15 protein-coding genes are annotated in these 26,362 nt (G+C 72.2%); 12 read left to right on the top strand and 3 right to left on the bottom strand.

Annotated features, from left to right (window positions below; translation table 11 throughout):
- From ACFY9E_RS01715 to ACFY9E_RS01680, 8 genes are all read left to right on the top strand, one after another.
- Nucleotides 1-1,356, top strand: a complete 1,356-nt coding sequence (locus tag ACFY9E_RS01715) for a SidA/IucD/PvdA family monooxygenase (RefSeq protein WP_390978314.1) — start codon at nt 1-3, stop codon at nt 1,354-1,356.
- A 52-nt stretch (nt 1,357-1,408) separates the two neighbouring features.
- Nucleotides 1,409-2,470 (top strand): iron chelate uptake ABC transporter family permease subunit, encoded by a 1,062-nt coding sequence (locus ACFY9E_RS01710; protein WP_390978312.1) that lies wholly within the window; start codon nt 1,409-1,411, stop codon nt 2,468-2,470.
- Nucleotides 2,467-3,528, top strand: a complete 1,062-nt coding sequence (locus ACFY9E_RS01705) for an iron chelate uptake ABC transporter family permease subunit (RefSeq protein ID WP_390978310.1) — start codon at nt 2,467-2,469, stop codon at nt 3,526-3,528. The genes ACFY9E_RS01710 and ACFY9E_RS01705 overlap by 4 nt, the downstream gene beginning before the upstream one ends.
- A 39-nt stretch (nt 3,529-3,567) precedes the next feature.
- Entirely contained in the window at nt 3,568-4,425 is an 858-nt protein-coding gene (locus tag ACFY9E_RS01700; protein WP_390978308.1) for an ATP-binding cassette domain-containing protein, read from the top strand.
- 88 nt (nt 4,426-4,513) lie between these two features.
- Complete coding sequence (locus tag ACFY9E_RS01695; protein ID WP_390978306.1) at nt 4,514-5,572, top strand: ABC transporter substrate-binding protein; 1,059 nt, start codon at nt 4,514-4,516, stop codon at nt 5,570-5,572.
- A 4-nt stretch (nt 5,573-5,576) separates the two neighbouring features.
- Nucleotides 5,577-7,364 carry an ABC transporter transmembrane domain-containing protein gene (locus ACFY9E_RS01690; RefSeq protein WP_390978304.1) on the top strand — a complete coding sequence of 596 codons (1,788 nt, stop codon included), beginning with the start codon at nt 5,577-5,579 and terminating at the stop codon, nt 7,362-7,364.
- A gap of 57 nt (nt 7,365-7,421) precedes the next feature.
- Nucleotides 7,422-18,344, top strand: a complete 10,923-nt coding sequence (locus ACFY9E_RS01685; RefSeq protein ID WP_390978302.1) for an amino acid adenylation domain-containing protein — start codon at nt 7,422-7,424, stop codon at nt 18,342-18,344.
- Complete coding sequence (locus tag ACFY9E_RS01680) at nt 18,334-20,034, top strand: ABC transporter transmembrane domain-containing protein (RefSeq protein ID WP_390978300.1); 1,701 nt, start codon at nt 18,334-18,336, stop codon at nt 20,032-20,034. Before ACFY9E_RS01685 ends, ACFY9E_RS01680 begins: the two co-directional genes overlap by 11 nt.
- A 76-nt stretch (nt 20,035-20,110) precedes the next feature.
- Here ACFY9E_RS01680 and ACFY9E_RS01675 read toward each other — a convergent pair whose 3' ends face one another.
- Nucleotides 20,111-21,217 carry an alpha/beta hydrolase-fold protein gene (locus tag ACFY9E_RS01675; protein ID WP_390978298.1) on the bottom strand — a complete coding sequence of 369 codons (1,107 nt, stop codon included), beginning with the start codon at nt 21,215-21,217 and terminating at the stop codon, nt 20,111-20,113.
- A gap of 93 nt (nt 21,218-21,310) precedes the next feature.
- On the opposite strand from ACFY9E_RS01675, the gene ACFY9E_RS01670 reads away from it, so the two are divergent.
- The 3 genes from ACFY9E_RS01670 to ACFY9E_RS01660 are packed head-to-tail and all read left to right on the top strand — an operon-like array spanning nt 21,311 to nt 23,658.
- Complete coding sequence (locus ACFY9E_RS01670; protein WP_352118251.1) at nt 21,311-21,523, top strand: MbtH family protein; 213 nt, start codon at nt 21,311-21,313, stop codon at nt 21,521-21,523.
- An 8-nt stretch (nt 21,524-21,531) separates the two neighbouring features.
- Nucleotides 21,532-23,106, top strand: coding sequence for an amidohydrolase family protein (locus tag ACFY9E_RS01665; protein WP_390978296.1), 1,575 nt, complete (start codon nt 21,532-21,534; stop codon nt 23,104-23,106).
- 30 nt (nt 23,107-23,136) lie between these two features.
- A complete protein-coding gene (locus tag ACFY9E_RS01660) occupies nt 23,137-23,658 on the top strand; it encodes a GNAT family N-acetyltransferase (RefSeq protein WP_390978294.1) in 522 nt (173 codons plus the stop codon).
- Here the strand turns inward: ACFY9E_RS01660 and argB are convergent.
- Together argB and aztA are read right to left on the bottom strand one after the other, a co-directional pair.
- Nucleotides 23,645-24,550, bottom strand: a complete 906-nt coding sequence (gene argB / locus ACFY9E_RS01655) for an acetylglutamate kinase (RefSeq protein WP_390978292.1) — start codon at nt 24,548-24,550, stop codon at nt 23,645-23,647. The genes ACFY9E_RS01660 and argB overlap by 14 nt on opposite strands.
- Nucleotides 24,551-24,729: 179 nt before the next feature.
- A complete protein-coding gene (gene aztA, locus ACFY9E_RS01650; RefSeq protein WP_390978290.1) occupies nt 24,730-25,482 on the bottom strand; it encodes a zinc ABC transporter ATP-binding protein AztA in 753 nt (250 codons plus the stop codon).
- A gap of 16 nt (nt 25,483-25,498) precedes the next feature.
- Between aztA and aztB the strand changes: the two genes are divergently transcribed.
- A complete protein-coding gene (gene aztB, locus ACFY9E_RS01645; RefSeq protein WP_390978288.1) occupies nt 25,499-26,356 on the top strand; it encodes a zinc ABC transporter permease AztB in 858 nt (285 codons plus the stop codon).
- Nucleotides 26,357-26,362: the final 6 nt, after the last annotated feature.

Genomic DNA, 26,362 nt, shown 5'->3' with positions numbered 1-26,362 from the left:
ATGTCGCAGGTTCTTCCTGGTGACACACCACCGATCCACGACCTGATCGGTATCGGCTTCGGGCCGTCCAATGTGGCCATGGCGATCGCGCTCCGCGAGCACAACACCCGCGTCGGCAGGCAGGGGGCGGTCTCCGCTCACTTCTTCGAGCAGCAGCCCCGCTTCGGCTGGCACCGCGGCATGCTCATCGACGACGCCACCATGCAGGTCTCCTTCCTCAAGGACCTGGTGACGCTGCGGAACCCGGCCAGCGAGTACAGCTTCCTCTGCTACCTGCAGAGCAAGGGCCGGCTGATCGACTTCATCAACCACAAGAACCTGTTCCCGCTGCGCGTGGAGTTCCACGACTACTTCGAGTGGGCGGCGGCCCAGGTCGACGACATGGTCTCCTACGGCCACGAGGTCGTCGGCGTCGCGCCCGTGACCCGGGACGGAGTCGTGGACCACTTGGAGGTGACCGTCCGGTCGGGCGGCGGCCTCGAGATCCACCGGGCCCGCAACCTCGTCATCGGCACCGGCCTGCGCCCCCTCATGCCCGAGGGCGTCGAGCGCGGCGAGCGCGTCTGGCACAACTCCGAACTACTGGCCAGGGTCGACGAGTTGGAGGGTACGTCCCCCTCCCGGTTCGTCGTCGTGGGCGCGGGGCAGAGCGCCGCCGAGAACGTGGCCTACCTGCACCGCCGTTTCCCGGGGGCCGAGGTCTGCGCGGTCTTCTCCCGCTACGGCTACAGCCCCGCCGACGACAGCAGCTTCGCCAACCGCATCTTCGACCCGCAGGCGGTGGACGAGTACTTCGCCGCGCCCGAGGACGTCAAGCGCCGGCTGATGGACTACCACGGCAACACCAACTACTCCGTGGTGGACATCGACCTGATCGACGACCTCTACCGGCAGTCGTACCAGGAGAAGGTCCTCGGCACCGAGCGCCTGCGGTTCCTCAACGTCTCCCGGCTCACCGGCGTCAAGGAGACCCCGTCCAGCGTCCAGGTGACGGTGACGTCGCTCGTCACCGGTGAGGACACCGACCTGGAAGCGGACGTCGTGGTGCTGGCCACCGGCTACAGCCCCGCCGATCCCACCAGCCTGCTCGGCGAGGTCGCCGACAGCTGCCTGCGCGACGCCGAGGGCCGCGTCCGCGTCGAGCGGGACTGGCGCATCGCGACCGACCCGGGCCTGCGCTGCGGCATCTACCTGCAGGGCGGCACGGAGCACACGCACGGCATCACCTCGTCGCTGCTCTCCAACACCGCCATCAGGGTGGGCGAGATTCTCGACTCGCTCCTCGGCCGTGGGGCCGGACCCGCCGCGGACCAGGAGCGGACCCTCGCCGACGACACGGGCAGCACGGCCCGCTAGGGAGGCACGTCCGGTCAACTCGCCGACAGCGCAAGGGATAACGTACGTCGTCATGGGCACGACTGTCGCAGTGGAGCGCCCCGCGTCCAGGGGCACGACGCAGATCCGTCGGCGACGGGTCGTGGGTCTGGCCACCCTCCTGGGGGTCCTCGTGATCGCCGTGGTCCTGTCGCTGGCCGTCGGTGCCCGCGCGTTGAGCCCCGCCGACGTGTGGCACGCCCTGACCGGCACCCCGGGCGCCGGCCGGCGGCTCACGGAGATCAGGCTCATCGTCGAGACCGTACGGGTGCCCCGTACGGTCCTCGGGATCGTCGCGGGCACGGCCCTCGGTGTCGGCGGGGCGCTCATCCAGGGGTTCACGCGCAATCCGATCGCCGACACGGGCCTGCTGGGCGTGAACTCCGGTGCCTCGTTCGCGGTCGTGGTGGCGATCGCCGTGTTCGGGCTCGGCAACCCGTTCCAGTACGTCTGGTTCGGCTTCGCCGGGGCGGCCGTCGCCGGTGTCGTGGTGTTCGGTCTCGCGAGCATCGGGCGGGGGACCGGCAACCCGCTGACCCTCGCCCTGGCCGGCCAGGGCGTCACGGTGTTCCTCGCGGCGATGACCACCGCCGTCGCGCTGTCCGACCAGGCGGCGCTGAACGCCCTGCGGTTCTGGAACGCGGGCTCCCTCGCCGGTGTCGGATTCGACGTCATCTGGCCGGTGACGGCGTTCATCGGCGTCGGGCTGGTGCTGGCCCTGATCACGCTGCCCTCCCTCAACCTGCTCAACCTGGGCGACGACGTGGCCCGCGGGCTGGGCGTGAACATCGCGCTGAGCCGGACCGTCGGCATCACCGCCATCACACTGCTGGCGGGCGCGGCGACGGCCGCGTGCGGGCCCGTCGCCTTCCTCGGGCTCATGGTGGCCCACGTCGCCCGGTACCTGACCGGGCCGGACTACCGCTGGCTCGTGCCGTACGCCGGTCTGCTCGGGGCCGTGGTGCTGCTGCTCTGCGACATCATCGGCCGACTGGTGGTCCGGCCGGGCGAGTTGGACGCGGGCGTCCTCGTGGCGCTCCTCGGCGCCCCCTTCTTCGCGGTTCTCGTCTGGCGCGGAAAGTTCAGGAAAGCATGAACGTGACCGATGTGAAGCCGTCGCTGCCGCCGGGTGTGCGGTTCGGCCGCGTGTCGTTCGTCTGGCGGCCCTGGCTCGTGGGCGTCACGCTGCTGCTGGCCGCGGCGGCCTTCCTGGTGTTCTGCGTGTCCATCGGCGTGGGGGACTTCCCGATCGGCCTCCCGCAGGTGATCGCCACGATCCTCGGGCGGGGCGAACAGGTCGACGAGTTCGTCATCATGGACCTGCGGATGCCGCGCGCCCTGGCCGGGCTCGTCGTGGGCGTCGCGCTCGGGGTGTCCGGCGCGATCACGCAGTCCGTCGCGCGCAATCCCCTGGCCAGCCCGGACGTTCTCGGCATCACCTCGGGCGCCAGCGCGGTCGCGGTCTGCCTGGTGACGGCCTCGGGCGGGACCGCCGCGGCGATCGTGGGCTCCGTGGGCCTGCCGGCGGCGGCGCTCGCGGGCGGACTCGGCACGGGCCTGCTGGTGTACTTCCTGGCGTGGCGGCGCGGGGTCGACGGCTTCCGGCTCATCCTCATCGGCATCTCGGTGAGCGCCGTGATGGAGGCGATCACGACCTGGCTGCTGGTCACGGCCGACATCAGGGACGTGGCCCGGGCCCAGGCGTGGCTGGTCGGCTCGCTGGAGGACCGCTCGTGGGGCGAGGTCTGGACGGCCCTGTGGTGCGGGCTCGTCCTGCTGGCCGTCGTGTCCTGTGTGGCGTTCCAGTTCCGCCCGATGCACTTCGGTGACGAGGTCGCCGCCGGGCTGGGCGTCCGGTACACGCGGGTGCGGGCCGTCCTGCTGCTGTGCGCGGTGCTGCTGGCCGGAGTGGCGGTGAGCGCGGCGGGGCCGGTCCCCTTCGTCGCGCTGGTGGCGCCGCAGGTGGCGATGCGTCTGGCGCGCTGCCCCACACCCCCGATGGCGGCTTCGGGCCTGGTGGGCGCGCTGCTGCTGATCGGCTCGGACCTCGTCGCGCGTACGGCGCTGCCGGTCTCGCTCCCGGTCGGGGTGGTCACCGCCGCGATCGGCGGGCCCTTCCTCGTCTATCTGCTGGTGCGGGCGAACCTCCGGTAGATGTACAAGAGTCAGGTGAACCTAAGCAAGGGGGGACCCGTGGTCGCACAGTCCGTCACCGAGGCCGCGGTCGGCGGCACGCCACGGCTGGCAGCCCGAGGCGTCACGGTCGGCTACGGCGGCCGGGTCGTCATCGACGAGCTCGACGTGGCGATACCGCCCGGTGTGATCACGACGATCATCGGCCCCAACGGCTGCGGGAAGTCCACCCTGTTGCGCACCCTGTCCCGGCTGCTCAAGCCGGCCAGGGGGACGGTCGTCCTGGACGGTGAGGACATCGGCCGGCTCAGGACCCGGGACGTGGCGAAGAAGCTCGGCCTGCTCCCGCAGGCGCCGGTCGCGCCGGAGGGGCTGACCGTGGCCGATCTGGTGGCCCGGGGCCGTCACCCGCACCAGAGCTGGCTGCGGCAGTGGTCCTCCGACGACGCCGACGTGGTGGCACGCGCCCTGGCCATGACCGGGGTGTCCGACCTGGCCGACCGTCCGGTCGACGCGCTGTCCGGCGGGCAGCGCCAGCGCGTCTGGATCTCCATGACGCTGGCTCAGGGCACGGACCTGCTCCTGCTGGACGAGCCGACCACCTATCTGGACCTGGCCCACGCGGTCGACGTCCTCGATCTGGTGGACGACCTGCACGAGTCGGGCTGCACCGTCGTCATGGTGTTGCACGACCTCAACCTGGCCGTCCGCTACAGCGACAACCTCGTGGTGATGCGGGAGGGCTCGATCCTTGCGCAGGGTCATCCCCGGGACGTCGTCACCGCCGAACTCCTGCACGAGGCCTTCGGGTTGCGTGCTCAGGTCATCGAGGACCCGGTCGGCGACCGGCCGCTCATCGTGCCGATCGGGCGGACCCATGTGCAGCCGGAGCACGTCCCGACACCGAGCTCTGGGTAAGGCTAGGCTTACCTCATTCTTCGCGGTAAGGTTTGCCTGCCCTTTAGGCGAGGGTGCAGTGAACTAGCGCGAAAGCAAGGGGATTTGGATGCTCCTCCATCGAACGACGCCCGGGAAGCCATGGCGGCGGCTGGCGGCGATCCTGTCCGCGGCCACCCTCGGCGTCGGTCTCCTCGCGGGATGCGGTTCCGACTCGGCGGACTCGGCGGACGGCAAGAGCGAGGACACCCAGGCCGCGTCCGCCGGTGCGTTCCCGGTCACCGTGGAGCACGCGTTCGGATCCACGACGGTCGAGAAGGCGCCCCAGCGGGTCGTCTCCGTCGGCTACACCGACGACCAGACCATCCTGGCGTTCGGCATCAAGCCCGTCGGCATGGTCGACCAGTACCCGAACCCGCCGGGCAAGAGCCCCGACATCAACACCCAGTGGCCCTGGGTGAAGGACAAGTGGGGCGACACCAAGCCCGAGGTCGTCATGAAGAACGGCGACTCGGGCCCCAACTACGAGAAGATCGCGGCCCTTCGGCCCGACCTGATCGTCGCGGTCTACTCCGAGATCGACCAGGCCGCCTACGACAAGCTCTCGAAGATCGCCCCGACCGTCGCCCGCACCAAGGGCGAGAAGGAGCCCTTCAGCGCTCCCTGGCAGGACAACGCACTGCACATCGCCAAGGCCCTCGGCAAGGCCGATGAGGGCCAGAAGATGGTCGACGGCATCCAGGGGCAGCTCGACACGGCCAAGAAGGCGCACCCCGAGCTCGGCAAGGAGACCGCCGTCGCGCTGTCCTGGTACAAGGACTCGGTGGCACCCTTCACCTCCACCGACGTGCGCGGCCGGCTGATCACGGGCATCGGCTACACGTACCAGACCGAGATCGACAAGGTCGCGGGCGGCAACTTCTACACCACGCTCTCGCCCGAGCGCATCGACCTCGTCGACGTCGACCGCATCTTCGTCATCAACGACAAGGCCGACACCGAGGCGCTCAAGAAGTTCAAGCTGTTCGCCAACCTCGACGCCGTGAAGAAGGGCAACGTGTCCTACCTGCTCGACAGCGAGGGGCCGGCGGTCGGCGCGGCCATCTCCCAGGGCACCCTGCTGTCCATGCCGTACGCGATCGACGAGCTCGTCAAGTCGGTCGAGTAGGGACGTGAGCACCACCGACACGCGCGTCGCTCCGGCGACCCTACGCACGACGACCGGACGCGAGGCCGCCCGATGGGTCGCGGAACACTGCCGCACGATGCCGGGGCTGACGGTCGCGACCGTGCTCACCACGGTCGCGGGGGCGGCGCTCCAGGTACTCCCGGTGCTCCTGCTCGGCCGGGTGGTCGACGGGGTCGTCGGGGGTGAGGACCGCTCGGTCCTGGTCACCATCGGGGTGCTGATCGGTGCCGCCGCGCTGCTCGGCGCGGCGGCCACCGCGGTGTCGACGTACCTGATCGGACGGCTGGGCGCGGATCTGCTCGCGCGGCTGCGCGAAGGCGCCGTCCGGGCGGTGCTCGGCATGCCGAGCGCACGGATCGAGCAGGTCGGCCGGGGAGACGTGCTCTCCCGGGTCGGTGACGACGTGGCCGTCATCTCCAAGGGCATCCGCACGGCCGTCCCGACGGTGTTCTCGGCGGGCGTCCTGGTCGTCATCGCCACCCTCGGGATGTTCGGCCTGGACTGGCGGCTCGGCCTGGCCGGAGCCGGCGCGCTGCCCGCCTACGCGCTGGCGCTGCGCTGGTACCTGCCCCGGTCCGCCCCGCTCTACCGCAAGCAGCGCGTGGCCCAGGCCGACCGGGCCCAGGCGTTCATCAGTGGCCTGAACGGCATCGACACGGTCCGGGCGTACCGCCTGGAGGATGCCTTCCGCGAGAAGGTCACCACCGAGTCGTGGCGGGTGCGCGATCTCGGGATCGAGGTGTTCCGGTTCTTCGGCCGGTTCGTGGGCCGGGAGAACCGCGCCGAGTTCATCGGACTGGTCCTGATCCTCGTGGTGGGGTACGCCCTGCTGGAGGCCGACGCGGCCACCCTGGGCGAGGTGTCGGCGGCCCCGCTGCTGTTCCACCGGCTGTTCACCCCGCTGGGTGCCATCATGTTCACCTTCGACGAGGCGCAGAAGTCCGGCGCGAGCCTGACCCGCCTGGTCGGGGTGCTGGGGGAGTCCGCCGAGGAGCGGCTGGTCGGCGACGAGTCCGTCGCGGTGGCGCGAGCCGGAGCGTACCCGGTGACCGTCGAGGGACTGACGTTCCGCTACCCCGGTTCCGAGGAGCCGGTGCTCCGGGACGTCAACCTCCATATCGCCGCCGGGAGTTCCCTCGCCCTCGTGGGGGCGACGGGGGCGGGCAAGACGACCCTGGCCGCGCTGATCGCCGGCATCGGCACCCCGGAGGCCGGGTCGGTGCGCATCGGGACGACCGACCTCGCCGATCTGGACGAGGCCGCGGCGCGGGCCCTGGTGAGCATCCTGACGCAGGAGACGCACGTGTTCTCCGGGCCGCTCGCCGACGACCTGCGGCTGTCGGCGCCGGGGGCGAGCGACGCCGAACTGACGGACGCGCTGCGCACCGTCGGCGCCGAGGGCTGGGTCCGCGCACTGCCCGACGGGCTCGGCACCCCGGTCGGCGAGGGCGGTGAGCGCCTGGACGTCACCAAGGTCGCGCAGATCGCCCTGGCACGGCTGGTGCTGGGCCGGGCGCCGGTGGTGGTGCTCGACGAGTCGACCGCCGAGGCGGGGAGCGAGGGCGCCGCCGAACTGGAGCGGGCCGTGCGGGCCGCCTGTGCGGGCCGGACCACGCTGTTCGTGGCGCACCGGCTGACCCAGGCGATGGCCGCCGACCGGATCGCCGTGCTGGACGCGGGCCGGGTCGTGGAGCAGGGAACACACGAGGAACTGGTGGCTCTGGGTGGCCGGTACGCACGACTGTGGCGGGCCTGGCGAGAGGGTAGTTAGGCAACCCTTATTTAGGTTAGCCTAACTCCACATTCTGGAAGGGACGCTGAGTCTTCGATGATGGAACCGCGCGCTCGTCTCACACTGCCTTCTCCCACACGTCTGGCCGATGTGCGCCGGCGGATCGGCGACTACCCGGACAGGACCATCGCCGAAGCCTGCGCCATCGGACTGTCGTACTGGGCGACGGGCGAGAGCCCCGAGGGCATCGACCTCACCCCCGGCACGCTCTTCGCCGACGTCCTCGGCTGGGTCGACAACGGCGGGACCGCACCCGGTGGTTGGGACGTCGCCCCGGACGGCCGCACCCTCGCCGTCCCCGACGGCGTCCGGCCGCAGGACGCGCAGCTCGCGCTGGACGACCTGGCCGACTTCCCGGACCGGCCCCTCGGCACCATCGGTCCGTCCAGCATCGCGGCCAGGCTCCGGACCCTGGGCGAGTGGAACGACAACCGGGCCGACCGGGTCCGCCCCACCATCGTGGAGATGTTCCGCGAGCAGGCGAGGGCCCGGCCGGACGCCGTGGCCGTCGTCGACGAGCACCGGTCCCTGACCTACCGTGAAGCCGCCGAGCACTCCGGCCAGTTGGCCCACCACCTGCTCGCCCGCGGCCTCGGCTCCGAACAGGTCGTGGGCATCTCCCTGACCCGCTCCGCCGACATGGTCGTCGCCCTGCTCGCCGTGCTCCAGGCCGGCTGCGCCTTCGTGCCGCTCGACCCGCAGTGGCCCGCCGCACGCCGGGCCGTCGTCATCGAGGACGCCCGGGTCGTCGTCCAGCTCAACGCCTCGGGCGAGCACGACCCGGCCGAACCGGACGCCGTGGCCGTCGACTTGGGCCACTGGCGGTACGGCTCGTACCCGGCGCGGGAGCCCGCGGTCACCGTCCTCGGCGACGCGCTTGCCTACGTCATCTTCACGTCCGGTTCGACCGGGCGGCCCAAGGGCGCGATGATCCGGCACGAGGCGATCAGCGAGCGCCTGCTGTGGCAGGTGAACGAGATCCTCGGCTTCGGCCACGACGACGCCTCCCTGTTCAAGGCGCCGCTGTCCTTCGACATCTCCATCAACGAGATCTTCCTGCCCCTGGTCTCCGGCGGCCGGCTCGTCGTCCTGCGGCCCGGGGGCGAACGCGACCCCCACCACCTGCTGAGCGTCATCGCCGAACAGCGCGTCACCTTCACCTACCTGGTGTCGTCCATGCTGGACGTCCTGCTGGAGATGGCGGGCGACTCCGGCCGCCTGGACAGCCTGCGGCACGTCTGGTGCGGCGGCGAGGTGCTCACCCCCGAGCTGTACGAGCGGTTCCGCACCAGACTCGACATCCCCATGTACCACGGCTACGGCCCCGCCGAGACGACCATCGGCGTCTCGCACGTCATCTACCGGGGCGCCGCGGAACGCCTGTCGACCTCCATCGGCAAGGCCAACCCCAACACCCAGCTCTACGTCCTGGACGACGAACTGCGCCCCGTCCCGGTCGGCGTCGGCGGAGAGCTCTACGTCGGCGGCTTCCTCCTGGGCCGCGGCTACGTGGGCGCGCCCGGCCTGACCGCCTCCCGCTTCGTCGCGAACCCCTTCGCGAACGACGGCTCCCGCCTCTACCGCACCGGCGACCTCGCGCGGTTCGCCCCCGACGGTTCGCTGGACTTCCTGGGCCGCGCCGACAACCAGATCAAGATCCGCGGGATGCGGCTGGAGATCGAGGACGTCGAGGTCGGTCTCGCCGAACACCCCCGCGTACGGCACACCTGCGTCGTCGCGAAGAAGAACGCCGCCGGCGGCACCTATCTGATCGGCTACGTCATACCGGCAGCCGGCGGCGAGGACCTGCGGGCGGACGAGGTCAAGGCGTGGGCCACCGCGCACATGGTCGAGTACATGGTGCCCGCCCACATCGTGGTGATGGAGGAGTTCCCCCTCACCGCCAACGGCAAGCTCGACCGCAACGCGCTGCCCGAGCCCACGATCGGGTCCGGCTCACTCGTGCGCCCCACCACTGACGACGAACGCGCGGTGTGCGCCGCGGTCGCGGAGGTACTGCGCCTCGAAGAGGTCGGAGTCGACCAGGACTTCTTCCAGCTCGGCGGCGACAGCATCCTGGCCATCTCCCTACTCAGCGCGCTGCGTGAGCAGGGCCTGCACGTCACGGTCCGGCAGATCTTCACCCACGGCACCGTGGGCGCGCTGGCCGCGGTGGCGAGCCGCGAGGACGTCTCCACCGTCGACCACGCCGATGTCGCGACCGGCACCGTCGTCGGCTCGCCCATCGTGCAGTGGCTCGGCGAGACCACGGACGCCATCGACGGCTTCGTCCAGTCGGTCGTCCTGAACACCCCCGCGGAGCTGACCGCCGACGCCCTCGACGCGATCCTCACCGCGCTCGTCACCCGGCACGCCATGCTCCGCGCCCGGCTGGTGCGCGGCAGCCGCTGGAGCTTCGACATCCCAGAAGCGGACCGTGCCGAGCCCTGCTGGCAGCGGAGCGACCGGCCGCTCGACGAGTGCATCGCCCTCGCCACGGACGGGCTGGACCCCGCGGGCGGCGCGATGCTCCGGGCCGTCTGGCGCCCCAGCGCCCGCCACCTCGTCCTCGTGGCCCACCACGTGGTCGTCGACGGCGTCTCCTGGCGCGTCCTGATGGAGGACCTGGCCACCGCCTGGCGGCAGTTCACCTCGGGCGAGCCCATCGAACCGCCCGCGGTGGGCACCTCCTTCCGGCGCTGGACCCAGCTGCTGGAACGCGCCGCGTTCGACGCCGACAGCTCCTTCTACCGGCGCCCCCTGCCCGGCGAGGACCAGCCGCTGGCCCACCGCGCCCTGTCCGAGACGGACACCGTCGCGAACGAACGCCTGCGGACCGTCTCGGCCGGCCCCGAGGTCACGGCCGCGCTGCTGAACGAGATCCCCGCGAAGTTCCACGCCGGCGTCAACGACGTCCTGCTCACCGCGCTCGCCGTCGCCCTCGCCCGCCGGCGCCGCGACCTCGGCCAGGACCAGACCTTCGCCCACATCGAGCTCGAAGGCCACGGCCGCGAAGGGCAGTTCGTGGCGGGCTCCGCCGGCTTCGAACCGGACCTGTCGCGCACCGTGGGCTGGTTCACCACCCTCTTCCCGGTGACCGTGGACCCCGGTACGGCAGCCGACCTCACCGCTCCCGAGTACCTGACCGCCGCCCTCAAGGCGGTCAAGGAGGACCTCGCCCGGGTACCGGACAACGGCGTCTCCTACGGCGCCCTGCGCTACCTCACCCACAGCGAGTTCGACGCCCCCGCCCCCCAGGTGCTCTTCAACTACCTGGGCCGCTTCGCCGCGGGCGCCCCCGGTGACTGGCAACTCGCGGGCACCACCGGCCAGCTCGGCGAGAAGCGCGACCCGAGGATGCGCCTGCCGCGCGCCCTGGAGTTCAACGCCATCGCCGAACCCTCCGCCAGCGGCGGATACGAACTGGTCACCACCATCTCCTGGCCCGACGGGATGTTCACCGACGCCGACATCACGACACTCGGCGACTACTTCCGCACGGCCCTGGCCGGACTCGCCGCGCTCGACCAGGGCGGCCACTCGCCCAGCGACTTCCCCCTGGTCCCGCTCACCCAGGCCGACGTCGACACTCTGGACGGCCCGCAGCTGCGGGACATCCTGCCGCTGACCCCGCTGCAGGAAGGCCTCTACTTCCACTCGGTCTTCGACGACGACTCCGCCGGCGCCTACGTCGAGCAGCAACTCCTCACCCTGGAGGGCGAGGTGGACGCCGACCGGCTCGCGGCGGCGGCCACCCGGCTGCTCACCCTCTTCCCGAACCTGGCCGCCCGCTTCACGGCCCTCTCCGACGGACGGGTGGTCTCCGTCCTGGAGAGCGGCGCCGAAGCCCCCTTCACCACCCTGGACCGCCCCGGCATCACCGACGAGGAGATACGCGAGCTCGCCGAACAGGACCGCCGCGCCGGCTTCGACCTGGCCACCGGCCCGCTGATGCGCTACACCCTCGTCCGCGCCGGCTCCGGCCGGAACGTCCTGGTGCAGACCGTGCACCACATCATCGCCGACGGCTGGTCCGTGCCTCCCATGCTCCGCGCGCTGCTCGCCGAGTACCACGCGCCGGGCACCGTCCACCCGCTCGGCGGCTTCGCCGACTACGTCCACTGGCTCGCCGGACGCGACGCCGACGAGAGCGACCGCGTCTGGCGTGAGGAACTCGCCGGCCTGCCCGGCCCCTCACTGGTCGCCGAGGGACACACCCCCTCCGACCGGTTCGCCGACACCGCCGTGGAACCCGAGGGCGACATCGACGCCGCCGTCCGCGAGGCCGGCGTGCCGCTGAGCGTGGCCGTGCACAGCGCCTGGGCCGTCACCCTGGGCGGCATCCTCCAGGGCCGGGACGTCGTGTTCGGCTCCACGGTCTCCGGCCGCGACGCCGAGGTCCCCGGCATCGGGGACATGGTTGGCCTGTTCATCAACACCGTTCCGGTACGCGCCCGTTGGGCCCCGGGCACCACCGCGGGAGACCTGCTCACCTCGGTGCGCGACCACCAGGGAGCGGTCCTGCCGCACCAGCACGTCTCCCTGGCACGCATCGCCCGCCAGGCCGGCACCGGCTCCCTCTTCGACACCCTCGTGGTGTTCGACGTGGCCACCGACGTGACCGCGCTCCGGCGCCCCGCCGACACCCTGGCCATCACGGACATCGTCAACGAGGGCGCCCCGCACTACCCGCTGACCCTGGTGGTCGAACGCGCACTCGACGGCCGCCCGCGCTTCAACCTCATCTACGACGCGCAACTGCTGGGAGAGCCGACCGCCCGGACCGTCCTGCGCAGCTTCACCCGGACCCTGACCGGTCTGCTCACCCACCCGGACACCCCGGTCGACGACCTGACGTCCGAGAGCGAACGGCGTCCCGCACCGATCACCCCGACGACCCTGGGCGGACTCTTCGACGCCGCCGCCCGCCGCGACCCGGCGGCCACCGCCGTCACCCAGTGCGCCCTCGACGGCGCCACCCGCTCTCTGACCTACGGCGAACTGTCCGACGCGAAGAACGGCCTGGCCTCGGCGCTGCGCGCGGCCGGAGTGGGCCCGGGCAAGCGGGTCGCCGTGGCCGTCCCGCGCTCCTTGGAGCAGGTCGTCGCCCTGGTCGCGATCGTGAGTGCGGGCGGCGCCTACGTCCCGCTGGACCTGGCGTACCCGGACGAACGGCTGGAGTACATCCTCGCCGACGCGGCCCCCCAGGCAGTCCTCGTGGACCGCGACCAGCACGACCGCTTCACGCGGCTCCTGGCCCGGGCGGGAGTGCCGGCGCGCGTCCTGGTGCAGGGCGAGGAGCCCCCGTCCGCTTGCGCGCACCCCGTTCCCGAGCCCGACTGGCACACCCCTGCCTATGTGATCTACACATCCGGGTCGACCGGCCGCCCCAAGGGCGTCGTCGTCCCGCACTCCAGCGTGGTGACCCTGCTCGCCAACACCCGACCCGCCATGGACTTCGGCCCGCACGACGTCTGGGTCCAGTTCCACTCCTTCTCCTTCGACTTCGCGGTCTGGGAGCTGTGGGGCGCGCTGGCGTACGGCGGTGAGCTGCTGGTGCCCGAGTACGGGCTGACGCGCTCCCCGGTCGACTTCCACCGGCTGGTCCGCGAGCGCGGCGTGACCGTGCTCAACCAGACGCCGTCGGCCTTCTACCAGTTCATCGAGGCCGACCGGCTGGCCGGCGAGCCGCTGCCCGCACTGCGCCGGATCGTCTTCGGCGGCGAGGCGCTGGACCCGGGGCGGCTGCGCGACTGGGTCGAGCGGCACGGCACGGCCGTCCCCGAGCTGGTCAACATGTACGGCATCACCGAGACCACCGTCCACGTCACCCACCGGGTCCTGACCGACGCCGACTTCGGCCCCGGCGACGACGTGAGCCCCATCGGCGGCCCGATCCCCGGCCTGGTCACCTACCTCCTCGACGACCGGCTCCGCCCGGTGCCGCCGGGCCGGGTCGGCGCCATCTACGTCGCCGGCGACCAGGTGTCGCTCGGCTACCTGGGCAGGCCCGGCCTCACGGCGGGCCGCTTCGTGGCGAACCCCTTCGCGGCCGACGGCTCCCGCATGTACCACACGGGCGACCTCGCGATCCGCACCCTCGACGGTGAGCTTCAGTTCACCGGCCGCGCCGACGACCAGGTGCAACTGAAGGGCTTCCGCATCGAGTCGGGCGAGGTGGAGTCCGCGATCAGGGCGCTGGACGGGGTGATCGACGTGGCCGTGACGGTGGCGGACACCGGCGACCACCTGGTCGCGCACGTGGTGGGCCGCGTACCCGAGGACCTCACCGCCCTGCTGTCCGAGAAGCTGCCCGTCCACATGATCCCGGGCCGGATCCTCACGATCGACGCCCTGCCCCTGACGATCAACGGCAAGCTGGACAGAAAGGCCTTGGCCGAACGCCCCCTCGACGGCGCGGGGCTGTATCAAAGTGCGGCTCCGCCGCGGGGCGCGACCAGCGACGCGCCCGCGGACGAGAACGCGGCACTCGCCACGCTGGTCGAGATCTTCACTCGGGCACTGCCCGGCTCGGAGGTGACCGCCGACACCGACTTCTTCCGCGCCGGAGGCGACAGCATCATCGCCATCACGGTCGTGAACCGGGCCCGGACACTGGGCCTGCCCCTCTCACCCCGGGACGTCTTCCTCCTCAAGACCCCGCGCGCCCTGGCCGCACACTTGACGACGCGGACACCCCAGGCCCCCCCGGCCCCCGTGCACCGCGAAGAGGGTCCGCTGCCCCCCACCCCGATCATCCTGCGCCAGCGCGAACTCGGCGGCTCCCTCACCCGCTTCGCCCAGGCCAGGACCCTTCGGGCGGCCGAAGGCACCGGTTACGCCGACGCCGTACGCGCCGCCGACGCGGTCGTCGCCGCCCACCCCGCCCTCCGGCTGCGGCTCCGGACGGAACACGGCGTGTGGACCCTGCGCACCGACCCCGCCCGCGAGATCACCGTCACACGCCCGGACACCACCGACGCGACAGCCGTCGCGAACGAGGCCGCCGGACGGCTCGACCCCGAGTCCGGTGAGGTGGTCGCCTTCGCGTGGCTGGAGGCGAGCCGGACCCTCGTGGTCACCGTGCACCACCTCGCCGTCGACGCGGTCTCCTGGCTGATCCTGCTGGACGACCTGACAGCGGCCCTGCGCGGGGAGCCCCTGCCCCCGCCCACCACGTCCTACGCCGAGTACGCCGAGGCCCTGACGCTCCAGTCGACCCGGGCCCTCGACGACATCGGCCGCTGGATCACCACCCTCCAGGCGCCGGACCTGCTGCCCGCCCCCGGCGGACTGCGCCGGACCACCGTCGTACTCGACCCCGACGTGAGCGACCGGCTCACGCGCACCGCACCCGCCGCGCTCGGCGTCGGCCTCACCGAGCTGCTGTGCGGCGCCCTGCGCACCGCACTGACCCGGATCCAGCCCTCGCCCACCGACCTCGCGGTCGACCTGGAGCGGCACGGCCGAGTCCCGGTGCTCGAACAGCACGACTACACCCGTACGGTCGGCTGGTTCACCTCCGTCGCACCCGTGCGGCTCACCCCGCACACCGACCCCGTCGCCGCGGCGCGCGAGGTCGTCGAGCGCCAGCCGGACGAGGCCGGGCACGTCGCCTACGGCCGGCTCAGGTACCTCAACCCGCAGACGGCCCCGCTGCTGACGGCCCGCCCGCAGGTGCTGTTCAACTACCTCGGCCGGGGCAGCGAGTCCCAGGCGCTGCACCTCGCCGGGGGCGACCAGGGCAGCCCGTACGCCGTCGAGGTCAACGCGTGGACCGACGAGGCCACCGGCAGCCTGCTCGCCGAGTTCGTCCTCGCCGAGGGCATCCCCGGCGAGATCACCGAGCACTGGCGCGGCGCGCTCCGGCAGCTCGCGGAAGCGGCGACCACGGCCGAGCGCACCGCCCCGGTCACCCCGCTCCAGCGCGGCCTGTTCTTCCAGGCCCAGATGGCGGGCTCCGCCGGACACTACGTCGCACAGAACTGGTTCACCTTCGACCGGCGCCTCGACACCGGCGCGCTGGCCGAGGCGATGGCGCACGTGATCGCCCGGCACCCGGTCGTCGGCGCGGGCTTCGGCACCGACGACGACGGAAACCCGGTGCAGGTCCTCAAGGCCGGGCGACGGGTCGGCGTCCGCGCGGTCGCCGTGTCGTCGGACGCCGAGATCGACGCCCTGCGCGCCCGGGACCGGGACACCGGGTTCGACCCGGGCGAGCCGCCGCTGATCCGGCTGACCGTCGTGCACCTGCCCGGCGACCGGGACGGCCTGCTGCTGAGCTACCACCTGCTGCTGTGGGACGGCTGGTCCCGCGAGATCGTCCTGCGCGACCTGTTCGACGCCTACCGTGCCGTCCTCGCGGGCGAGCCGCTCGATCCGGCGCCGGCCACGCCGGGCTTCGAGGAGTACGCCCGGACACTCGCCGCCAAGGACCCGGCGGTGTCGGAGCGTTTCTGGGCGGACCAGCTGGCCGCTCTCCCCGGCCCGACCCTGCTCGCCGGACCGTCGCCGTCCTTCTCGGACGACCTGCCGAGCGCGCTCACGCATACGCTGTCCGCCGAACAGTCGGACCTGGTGCGGGAAGCGGCCCGGGTGCACGGCGTCACCCTGAACTCGGTGCTGACCGGCGCCTTCGGACTGCTGCTGGGCGCGCACACGGGCCGCGGTGACGCCGTGTTCGGCGTGACCGTGTCCGGTCGCGAGGGCGAGGGGCTGTCCGGCATCGTCGGAGTGCTGCTCAACACCGTGCCGATGTGGACCCGGCCCCGCCCGGACGACACGGTCCGCGCCTACCTGTCGGCCGTCCAGTCGGCCCGGGTCGAGGCGATGGAGCACGAGCACCTCGGACTCGGCGAGATCCAGCGGGCCAGCGGACACGACACCCTGTTCGACAACCTGTTCGTGCTCCAGAACTTCCTGGACATGGACGCGTTCGCCGAGATGAACGCGCGGCACGGCATCACCTCGGTGAAGGCCGACGACTCCACCCACTATCCGTTCACCTGGGTCGTCACGCCCGGCGACCGGCTCACGGTGAAGCTGGAGTACCGCGACGGCGACACCGGGAACGCCCGCCGTCTCCTCGACGACTACCTGAGCGTCCTGGAGGACCTCGCCCGGACCACCGGACCGGTCGGCGCGCTGCGGGGCCTCGGACCGGTGCCCGAGCCGGGCGCACGCACCGACGTCGGCACGGACACCGTCGTCGACCGGTTCGACCGGGCGGCGGACCGCGACCCGGGGCGGGTCGCGCTCGTCGCCCACGGCTCGACGATGACCTTCGGCGAACTCCGGGACCGCAGCCGTGCCGTGGCGGGCGTGCTCGCCGCGCGCGGCATCGGGCCGGAGACGGCGGTGGGCCTCGCCGTCCCGCGCTCCCTCGACTGGATCGTGGCCCTGTTCGCCGTCCTGCGGACCGGCGCCGGGTACGTGCCGCTGGAGCTGGACCACCCGGACGAGCGGATCGCCGCCATCGTCGAGGACGCCCGGCCGGACCTGATCCTCACCGTGAGCGCCGTGTCCCCCCGGCTGACCGGCGAGCTGATCGAACTCGACCGCCCGCTCCCGGACGCGGAGCCGTACGTAACGTTCGCACCGGACGATCCCGACCGGCTGCGGCACCCGGCGTACACGATCTACACGTCCGGTTCGACCGGCAAGCCCAAGGGCGTGGTGACCGAGTACGCCGGGCTCACCAACATGCTGATCAACCACCAGCGCCGCATCTTCGAGCCGGTGCTGGCGGAGCACGGCCACCGGGTCTTCCGGATCGCGCACACCGTGTCCTTCGCGTTCGACATGTCGTGGGAGGAGCTGCTGTGGCTCGCCGACGGCCACGAAGTGCACATCTGTGACGAGGAGTTGCGCCGGGACGCGCCCCGGCTGGTCGCGTACTGCCTGGAGCACGGGATCGACGTGGTCAACGTGACCCCGACCTACGCACAGCAGCTGGTGGCCGAGGGCCTGCTAGACAACCCCGATCGGCGGCCGGCTCTGGTGCTGCTGGGCGGTGAGGCCGTCACGCCGACGCTGTGGCAGCGGCTCGCCGAGACCGAGGGCACGGTCGGCTACAACCTGTACGGGCCCACCGAATACACCATCAACACCCTCGGCGTCGGCACCTTCGAGTGCGCGGACCCGGTGGTGGGCGTCGCCATCGACAACACGGACGTGTACGTCCTGGACCCGTGGCTGCGGCCGTTGCCGGACGGCGTACCCGGCGAGCTGTACGTGTCGGGCATCGGCATCGCGCGCGGCTACCTCGGACAGCCCGCCCAGACCGCGCACCGCTTCGTCGCCTGCCCGTTCGGTGAACCCGGCGAGCGCATGTACCGCACCGGCGACCTGGTGGTCCGCCGGCCCGACGGCAACCTCATGTACCTCGGCCGCACCGACCAGCAGGTCAAGATCCGTGGCCACCGCGTCGAACTCGGCGAGGTCGAGGCCTTGTTCGCGGCCCACCCGGCGGTGCGGTTCGCCGCCGCGGTCGCCCAGCCCGACCCGCAGGTCGACGGCGCGTACCGGCTGGCCGCCTACCTGGTCCTGGAGGGCGCGGAACTCGCGACCGTCGCCGCCGACGTGGGCGCCGGACTGCCGGACTTCCTGCGCCCCACGCACTACGCGCAGGTCGACAGCATCCCGCTGACGGTGAACGGGAAGGCCGACACCAAGGCGCTGCCCGAGGCCAAGCCGCTGGGCGCGCTGACCACGGCGGGGGAGCGGGGACCCGAGACCGAGACCGAGACCGTGGTGTGCGAGTACTTCGCCGAGGCACTGGACCTGGACGACGACGAGGTGAGCGCGGTGAGCGACTTCGTGTCCCTGGGGGGACACTCCATGCTGGCGGTACGGCTCACCGGGCTGCTCCGCCGCGAGTACGGTCCCGTGATCACGATCCGCGATCTGTTCACCCTGCGAACCCCGGAAGCGATTGCCCGCCACATCGATGACAACTGACACGCAGCGGCCCCGCCAAGGGGCCGCCATCCTCCGGACCGCCCTGCGCCGCAACATCGGCGCCATGGCCTGGGGCACCCTCCTCATGGGCCTCTACCAGGCCGGTGAGACGGCCTTCCCCATCGCGCTCGGCCTGATCGTCGAGCACACGATGCGCGACGGCCGCGGCCTCCAGGCGCTCGCCCTGTCGATCGGCGCGCTGGCCGTGATCATCACGACGGTGTCGCTGTCGTGGCGGTTCGGCATGCGGATCCTGCAGAAGGCCAACACGACCGAGGCGCACCGGTGGCGGGTGAAGGTCGCCGCCTGCGGCCTGCAGCCCGTGGCCCGGGACGTCGACCTCAAGTCCGGCGAGGTGCTGACCATCGCCACCGAGGACGCCGACCAGACCGCCGACATCATCGAGGTGGTGCCGCTGCTGATCAGCTCGCTCGTCGCGGTGCTGGTCGCGGCGGTCGCGCTGGGCCTGGCCGACGTCCGGCTCGGCCTGCTGGTGATCGTGGGGACCGTCGCCATCCTGTCGATCCTCAGCGTGATGTCCAAGCGGATCGGCAGCAGCACCCAGGAGCAGCAGGCCCGGGTGGCGCGGGCGGGTGCGAAGGTCGCCGACCTGATCACCGGCCTGCGCCCGCTGCACGGCTTCGGCGGCAACCACGCCGCGTTCCGGTCCTACCGGAAGGTCAGCACCGAGGCGAGACACCAGGCGATCACCGTCGCCAAGGTGAACGGCGCCTACGCGGGCACCGCCCTGGCCCTCAACGCGGTCCTCGCCGGCGCCGTGACCCTGACGGCGGGCTGGCTCGCCTTCGAAGGCCGGATCACCATCGGGGAACTCGTCATGGCCGTCGGCCTGGCGCAGTTCATCATGGAACCGCTCAAGCTGTTCTCGGAGATGCCCAAGTACGTGATGATCGCGCGCGCCTCGGCCGAGCGGATGGCGTTGGTGCTGTCGGCCCCGCCGGTCATGACACCGGGCTCCGGACGCCCGTCCCCGGGCGGCGACCTGGAGATCGACCGCGTCCGCCACGGCACCCTGACCGACCTGAAGTTCCGGGTGAAGGCAGGGGAGTTCGTCGCCATCGCCCCCTACCAGCCACGCGCGGCGGCCGACCTCGCCGCCGTCCTGGCCGTGCGCGTCCCGCCCGCCGCGTACGAGGGAACGGTGCGGCTCGGCGGTCAGGAGCTGACGGACCTCTCCGTCGAGGCGGTCCGCGCGCACATGCTGGTCAACCCGTACGACGGGGAGATCTTCGCGGGCACCCTCCGCACGAACATCGACCCGGCGGGCACCAGCCGGACGGTCCCCGCCGCCGTCGAGGCCTCCCTGCTGACCGACGTCGTGGCCCTGCACCGCGAGGGCCTCGACTACGGCGTCCGCGACCGGGGCGCCAACCTCTCCGGAGGCCAGCGCCAACGCCTCTCCCTGGCCCGCGCCCTGGCCGCCGACACCGACGTCCTCGTCCTGCACGACCCGACGACGGCGGTGGACGCGGTCACCGAACAGCTCATCGCCCGCAACGTGGCGAAGCTGCGCCGGGGCCGCACGACGATCGTGATCACCAGCAGCCCCGCGTTCCTGGACGCGGCGGACCGGGTCCTGGTCCTGGACGACGGCACGATCACGGCGGAGGACACCCACCGCAACCTGCTGTCCAAGGACGAGGCGTACTGCCTGGCGGTCGCACGGTGAGCCGCCAAGGGGCTGGGTGACCTGCCTTCAGGGGCGCGGGGAACTGCGCGACCAGCCCCCACCGGCCCGCAGCCGACTACTCACCGAGGGCCCAGCCGACGTCCCTGAGCAGGGCATGACGCCACCCGGCCCGGTCATGCCCCGACGCGGACCGGGAGACCCGCACGGTCGCCCCGGCGCGCTCCACCAAGTTCTCGGTCATCTCGCAGTGGGGCAGCATCCGGCCCTCGTGCTCGCCGACGTCGAACGCCACCCGCAGCCCCGACAGTTCGGCCCCCTCCCGCAGCCGCTCGGCAACCGCGCCACCGGCCGGCCCGCCCAGCGGATCGGCCGACCCCGGGGCATCCGGCGTCCACCAGAACGACCCGGACTGACAGGCGACCCGCGACACCAACTCGGGAAACTCCAGCGCCGCGTACACCGCGCTCAGCCCGCCGAGACTCTGCCCGGCGACCACCAGCCGCTCCGGATCGGCGGGGACGCCCGACTCCGCCACCAGCGGCAGCAGTTCGTCCCGCACGGCCTCCCACAGCTCCGGCCGGCACGTGAACTCCGTTGCCCGGTCCTTGGCGGGCAGGAAAACGAGAGTGACCGGCGGCAGATCCCCCGCTTCCACCGCCGAGTCGAACGCCGTCATGGCCGGATGCAGATACAGCCAGTCGTCCCCGTCGAGCAGCAGCACCACCGGCCCACCACCCCCCGCCGGATGAATGCGCACCGTACGCCGCCCGCCCAGCCGCTCACTCGCCCAGCGGATCCGCGCCCGCGGCACCGGCAGGACCGCGTCGGCCCCGACGGCGGGCCAGTGCGGCTGCTCCGGGGCGTCCGGCGTCGCGGCGATGGACCGGTCACCGCCCGCCCCGGCGGGGTTGAACGGGTCGGCGTACGACACGTCCCCCACCAGGAACCGATACGTCACCCGCAGCCGCGCGGGCATGCGCACCTCGGCGTACCAGCAGTCCGAGCCGGCCCAGCGGCGCAGGGGGACAGGATCCGACCAGCTCTCGAACTCGACGGTCACCGGCTCGGGCCCACGCCACAGGAACAGCGTCACCCAGCCGCCGTCGCCGTCCGGCACCGCCACGGGTGCGCCCGCGGCGGCCCAGAACGCGTCACTGCCGGGCGCGCCCGGCAGCCCGAACCCGGCGAAGGCGTCCTCCCTGTCGGCCGCGGCCAAGCGCATGAACGTCTCCTTGTGAGAGGGAAGGGGCAAAGGCTAAGCTCCGTCAATTAGGCGAGCCTAACCTAATCTTGGCCCTCCGAGGAGGCACCGCGCATGAGCACCAACCCCTTCGACGACAACGAAGGCCGTTTCCTGGTCCTGGTGAACGACGAGGGCCAGCACTCCCTCTGGCCGTCCTTCGCCGAGGTGCCCGGGGGATGGACGATCGCCTTCGCCGAGAACACCCGCGAGGCGTGCCTGGAGTACGTCGAGACCCACTGGACGGACCTGCGCCCCCGGTCCCTCGCCGCGGCCCAGGACGCCTGATCCCACCGATGCTGTGCACCAGGCTGACCAACGCCCGTTTCCTCACGATGGATCCGGACCACCCGGTCGCTCATGACCTGGGCATCTGGCAGGGCCGGATCGTGGGTCTCGACGACGCCGTGGCGTCCCTGCCCGTCCGGGAGGTCGTCGACCTGCAGGGCGCCACGGTGCTGCCGGGGTTCATCGACGCCCATGTCCACCTCGCCTGGACCGGGTTCAAGCAGAACACCCCGAGCATCGCGGGCCGCACCCGCATCGACGACGTGCTCGCGGTCGTGGCCGAGGCCGTCGCCCGCAGCCGCGCGCCCGGCGACTGGGTGAGCATCGCCGGGTACGACCAGCGGGCCCTGGGCCGCCATCTGACCGCCGCCGACCTCGACCGGGTCAGCGACGGACGCAAGCTCTACCTGCTGCACGACTCCGGGCACGGCTGCGTCGTCAACACCGCCGTCCTGGACCTGCTCCCCGCCGGCATCCCGCACGAGAACGGCTTCCTCGCCGAGCAGGCCATGGGCGCCGCCCGGGCCCTGCGCCTGCCGCACTCCCAGGAGGACCTGGCCGAGGCGATCGGCCGCGCGGCCCGCACCTGCCTGGCCGAGGGCGTCACCGCCTGCGCCGAAGCGGGCATCGGCGGCACCCTCTTCGGCCACAGCACCGTCGAACTCGGCGCCTATCAACTTGCCCGGGACAAGGGGCTGCTGCCGCTGCGCGTACAGCTCATGGTCTCCGCGGACCGGCTGCGCCCGGTCGCCGCCCACGAGACCGACGGCATCCCGCGCGCCCTCGACCTCGGCCTGCGCACCGGCTTCGGCGACGACCGGCTCTGCGTCGGCGCGCTGAAGATCTACACCGACGGCGGCATGATGGCCCGCACGGCCGCACTGACCCGCCCGTACGAAGGGCTCGACCACGCCGGGCAGTTGCAGGACGACCCGGACGTGCTCACCGACGTCATCGTGGACGGTCACCTCGCCGGCTGGCAGCTCGCCGTGCACGCGATCGGCGACCGCGCGGCCGACATCGCCCTGGACGCGATCGAGCGCGCCCAGCGCCTGCGCCCCCGCCCCGAGGCCCGCCACCGCATCGAACACGCGGGGCTGATCCGGCCGGACCAGCTCCCGCGCTTCGCGCGACTCGGCGTCACCGCCGTCGTCCAGCCCACCTTCCTGCGCTGCTTCGGCGACGACTACGCCTCGATCATGGGTGAGGAACGGGCGCCCTGGATGTACCGGGGCAAGGGGTTCCTGGACCACGGCATCCCGCTGGTGGGCAGCTCCGACCGCCCCGTCGCCGACGGATCGCCCCTGCGCGCCGTCCAGTTCATGGTCGAACGCGCCTCCGTCTCCGGGCAGCTGATCGGCCCGGACGAGGCCGTCACCGTCGACCAGGCCCTGCACGCCTACACCGTCGCAGGCGCCCGCGCCTGCCACTGGGAGGACCGCCTGGGCAGCCTCACCCCGGGCAAACGCGCCGACCTGGTCGTCCTCGGCGACGACCCCCGGCGCGTCGACCCCTCGCGCATCGGCGACATCGAGGTGGTGGAGACGTACGTCGACGGCCTCCCGAGCCGCCCGCGCGCCTGATTCCCGGTCCGGAACCGAGGAAGGAACCCCTTGACCACGGCCACGCCGCGCCCTGCCGCGCCGCCACACGCCTTTCCGGCGCTGACGCCCTTCGTGCGCACCGCCCGCCCGGACGAGGCTCCCGCCCTCGCCGCCCTGTCCCGGCCCTTCGTCCGCTCGGGCGCGCTGCGTGAACGCCCCGTCTCCCTCTACGCCGCCCACGCGGCCGACTTCCTGGTGCTGGAGGCCTCCGAGGGCACCCTCGACGGCTGCGTGGGCCTGCGCGCGTACCCCGCGGACGCGGGGGAGGGCGACGAACGCGCGGGCGTCGTCTACAACTTCTGCGTGGCCGCGCACCGGCAGGGGAGCGGGGCGGGAGCCGGACTGTTACGCGCGGTGCTCGCCACGGCACACGCCCGGTCGCTCGACGCCCTGTACACGGCGACCACCGGGGGCGCCGGACTGTTCCTGCGCTACGGCTTCACGCAGACGACGGCCCGTCAGGCGCCGCGTGCCTGGGCCGATTCCCTGGACCCGCGGCGCGACGCGCACGTACTGGTCAGGAGGTGGTGACCTTGTCGGGGACCACGGTGGTGCCCGCCCCGGCCTCGGTGAGCACGCTGCGCAGTACCGCGTGCGGTACCCGACCGTCCACCACATGCGCTCTGCGCACACCGCCGCGGACGGCCCGCAGACAGCCCTCCATCTTCGGCAGCATCCCGCTCGCCAGCCCGGGCAGCAGCTCGTCCAGCGCACGGGCCGTCAGACGCCCGATCACCTCGGTGCTGTGCGGCCAGTTGGCGTACAGCCCCTCGACGTCGGTGAGCATCACCAGCCGCTCGGCGCCGAGGGCCACGGCGAGGGCCGCCGCCGCGAGATCGGCGTTGACGTTGTAGACCTGCCCGTCCGCGCCGCGCGCCACGGGGGAGACGACGGGGACGTGGCCCTGCTCCAGCAGCGCACGCACCATGGCCGGATTCACGTCCACGACATCGCCGACGAGACCGAGGTCCACCGCCCGGCCGTCGACCCGGGCCGGCCGCCGCACGGCCGTCATCGTGTGTGCGTCCTCCCCGGTCAGGCCCACCGCGAAGGGCCCGTGGGCGTTGATGTACCCGACCAGCTCCCGCTGCACGCGACCCGTCAGCACCATGCGCACCACGTCCATGGTTTCCGGGGTGGTCACCCGCAGGCCGGCCTCGAACCGGGTCTCCAGCCCGAGCCGGTCGAGCATCGCGCTGATCTGCGGCCCGCCGCCGTGCACGACGACCGGCCGCAGACCCGCGTGCCGCAACTCCACGATGTCCTGCGCGAAGGTGCGTTGCGCACTCGCGTCCACCATGGCGTTGCCGCCGAACTTGACGACCACCACACTGCCCCGCGGCTCCTCGGGCCGGGGAAGGGTCTGGACGGACGGATCCCCTGCTCGGGCGGGTGTCACGGTCACGCGGTCACTCCGTTTCATCACCGGCATGGGGAAGAAGCCACTTAGCTAAGCCTAACCTAAATCAGAGGGTTTTCGGTCAAGAGGGCCTAGGGAAACGGCAGTTCGGATGTCTCTACGCGCGCCTGACGGCCGGTGTCCTCCGGGGCGCCGGATGGGCTCTGTGGACGGATGCCCGTATGACGATCCCCGGGTGAGACTCAACCGGGGACGACCGGCTGCCAGATGCCGGCGAGCGTCGAGGGGGTGAGGAGTTGCTCGGGGCTCCCTTGGTCCACCAGGCGGCCCTCGCGCAGCAGGAGGCAGGCGTCGGCCGAGCGGGCGGCGTCCAGGTCGTGGGTGGCGTGGACGACGGTGACGCCGTCGGCGACCAGTTCCGTCAGCAGCGTCGCTATGCGTTCCCTGGCCTCGGGGTCGAGGCCCGTGGTCGGCTCGTCCAGCAGGAGCAGGTCCGACTCCTGGGCCAGGCCCTGGGCGATCAGGGCGCGCTGTCTCTGCCCGCCCGACAGTTCCCCGAGCTGGCGCGAGGCCAGGTCGGTGATGCCCAGGCGTTCCATGGCGGCGTCCACCGCGGCCCGGTCCTGGCGGGTGAGCCGGCGCCAGGGTCCGCGCTCGCCCCAGCGCCCCATCTCCACGGTCTGCCGGACCGTCAGCGGCAGCGCGTCGCCGACCGCGCCGCGCTGGGGCACGAAGGCCGGTGCCCGAGTCCCGAGGTGGCGCAGAACGCCCGCTGTGGGCTGGATCACGCCCGCCAGTACGCCGAGCAGGGTGGATTTTCCGCTGCCGTTCGGCCCGACGAGCGCGGTGGTCGTCAACGCCGGTATGTCGACGTGCAGTTGGTGCAGGACCGGGTGGCCCGCGTAGCCGGCTGACAGCTCCGCGAGCCGGACGCGAAAGGCGGCATCTTCGGTGACGGAGGGCGAGGGGCGGGGTGTTTTGAACATGATTTTCATTGTAGTGTGCTCGCTCATGGAGTGGTTGACAGGCCCTTTCGAGGTCACCTTCGTGCAACGGGCCTTGTGGGGCGGCGTTCTGGTATCGGCGATCTGCGCCCTGGCGGGGACCTGGGTGGTGCTGAGGGGGATGGCCTTCCTCGGCGACGCCATGTCGCACGGGCTGCTGCCCGGCGTCGCGATCGCCGCGCTCCTGGGAGCGAACCTGCTGGTGGGGGCGTTGCTGAGCGCGGCTGTCATGACGGCCGGGGTCACCGCCCTCGGCCGCAGGCCGCGGCTGTCCCAGGACACCGGGATCGGCCTGCTCTTCGTGGGCATGCTGTCGCTCGGCGTCATCATCGTGTCGCGGTCGCAGTCCTTCGCGGTGGATCTGACCGGGTTCCTCTTCGGGGACGTCCTCGCCGTCCGCGAACAGGATCTGGTGCTGCTGGGCGGGGCCCTGGCGCTGGCGCTGGCCGTCTCGATCCTCGGCCACCGGGCCTTCCTGGCCCTGGCGTTCGATCCGCGCAAGGCTCAGACGCTCGGTCTGCGTCCGCGCCTGACGCATGCCGCGCTGCTGGGACTGCTGGCGCTGGCCATCGTCGCCTCCTTCCACATCGTGGGCACGTTGCTGGTCCTGGGGCTGCTCATCGCTCCGCCGGCGGCCGCGCTGCCATGGGCGCGCAGCGTCCGGGGTGTGATGGTGCTCGCGGCGCTGCTCGGCATGACCGCCACCTTCGGCGGCCTGCTGCTGTCCTGGCACCTGAGCACCGCGGCCGGCGCCACCGTCTCGGCCCTGGCGGTGTGCCTGTTCTTCCTCTCCCACCTGGCATCCGGCAACCGCCACCGCCGCGGCGCACGCTTGCCCGGCATCCGTCCGGCGACAACCAACTGAGAAAGA

Source organism: Streptomyces sp. NPDC012466, from assembly GCF_042955215.1.
Classification (GTDB): Bacteria; Actinomycetota; Actinomycetes; order Streptomycetales; family Streptomycetaceae; genus Streptomyces.
The sequence above is the reverse complement of the archived record's forward strand: the minus strand, read 5'-3'. Positions and strand labels throughout refer to the sequence as shown.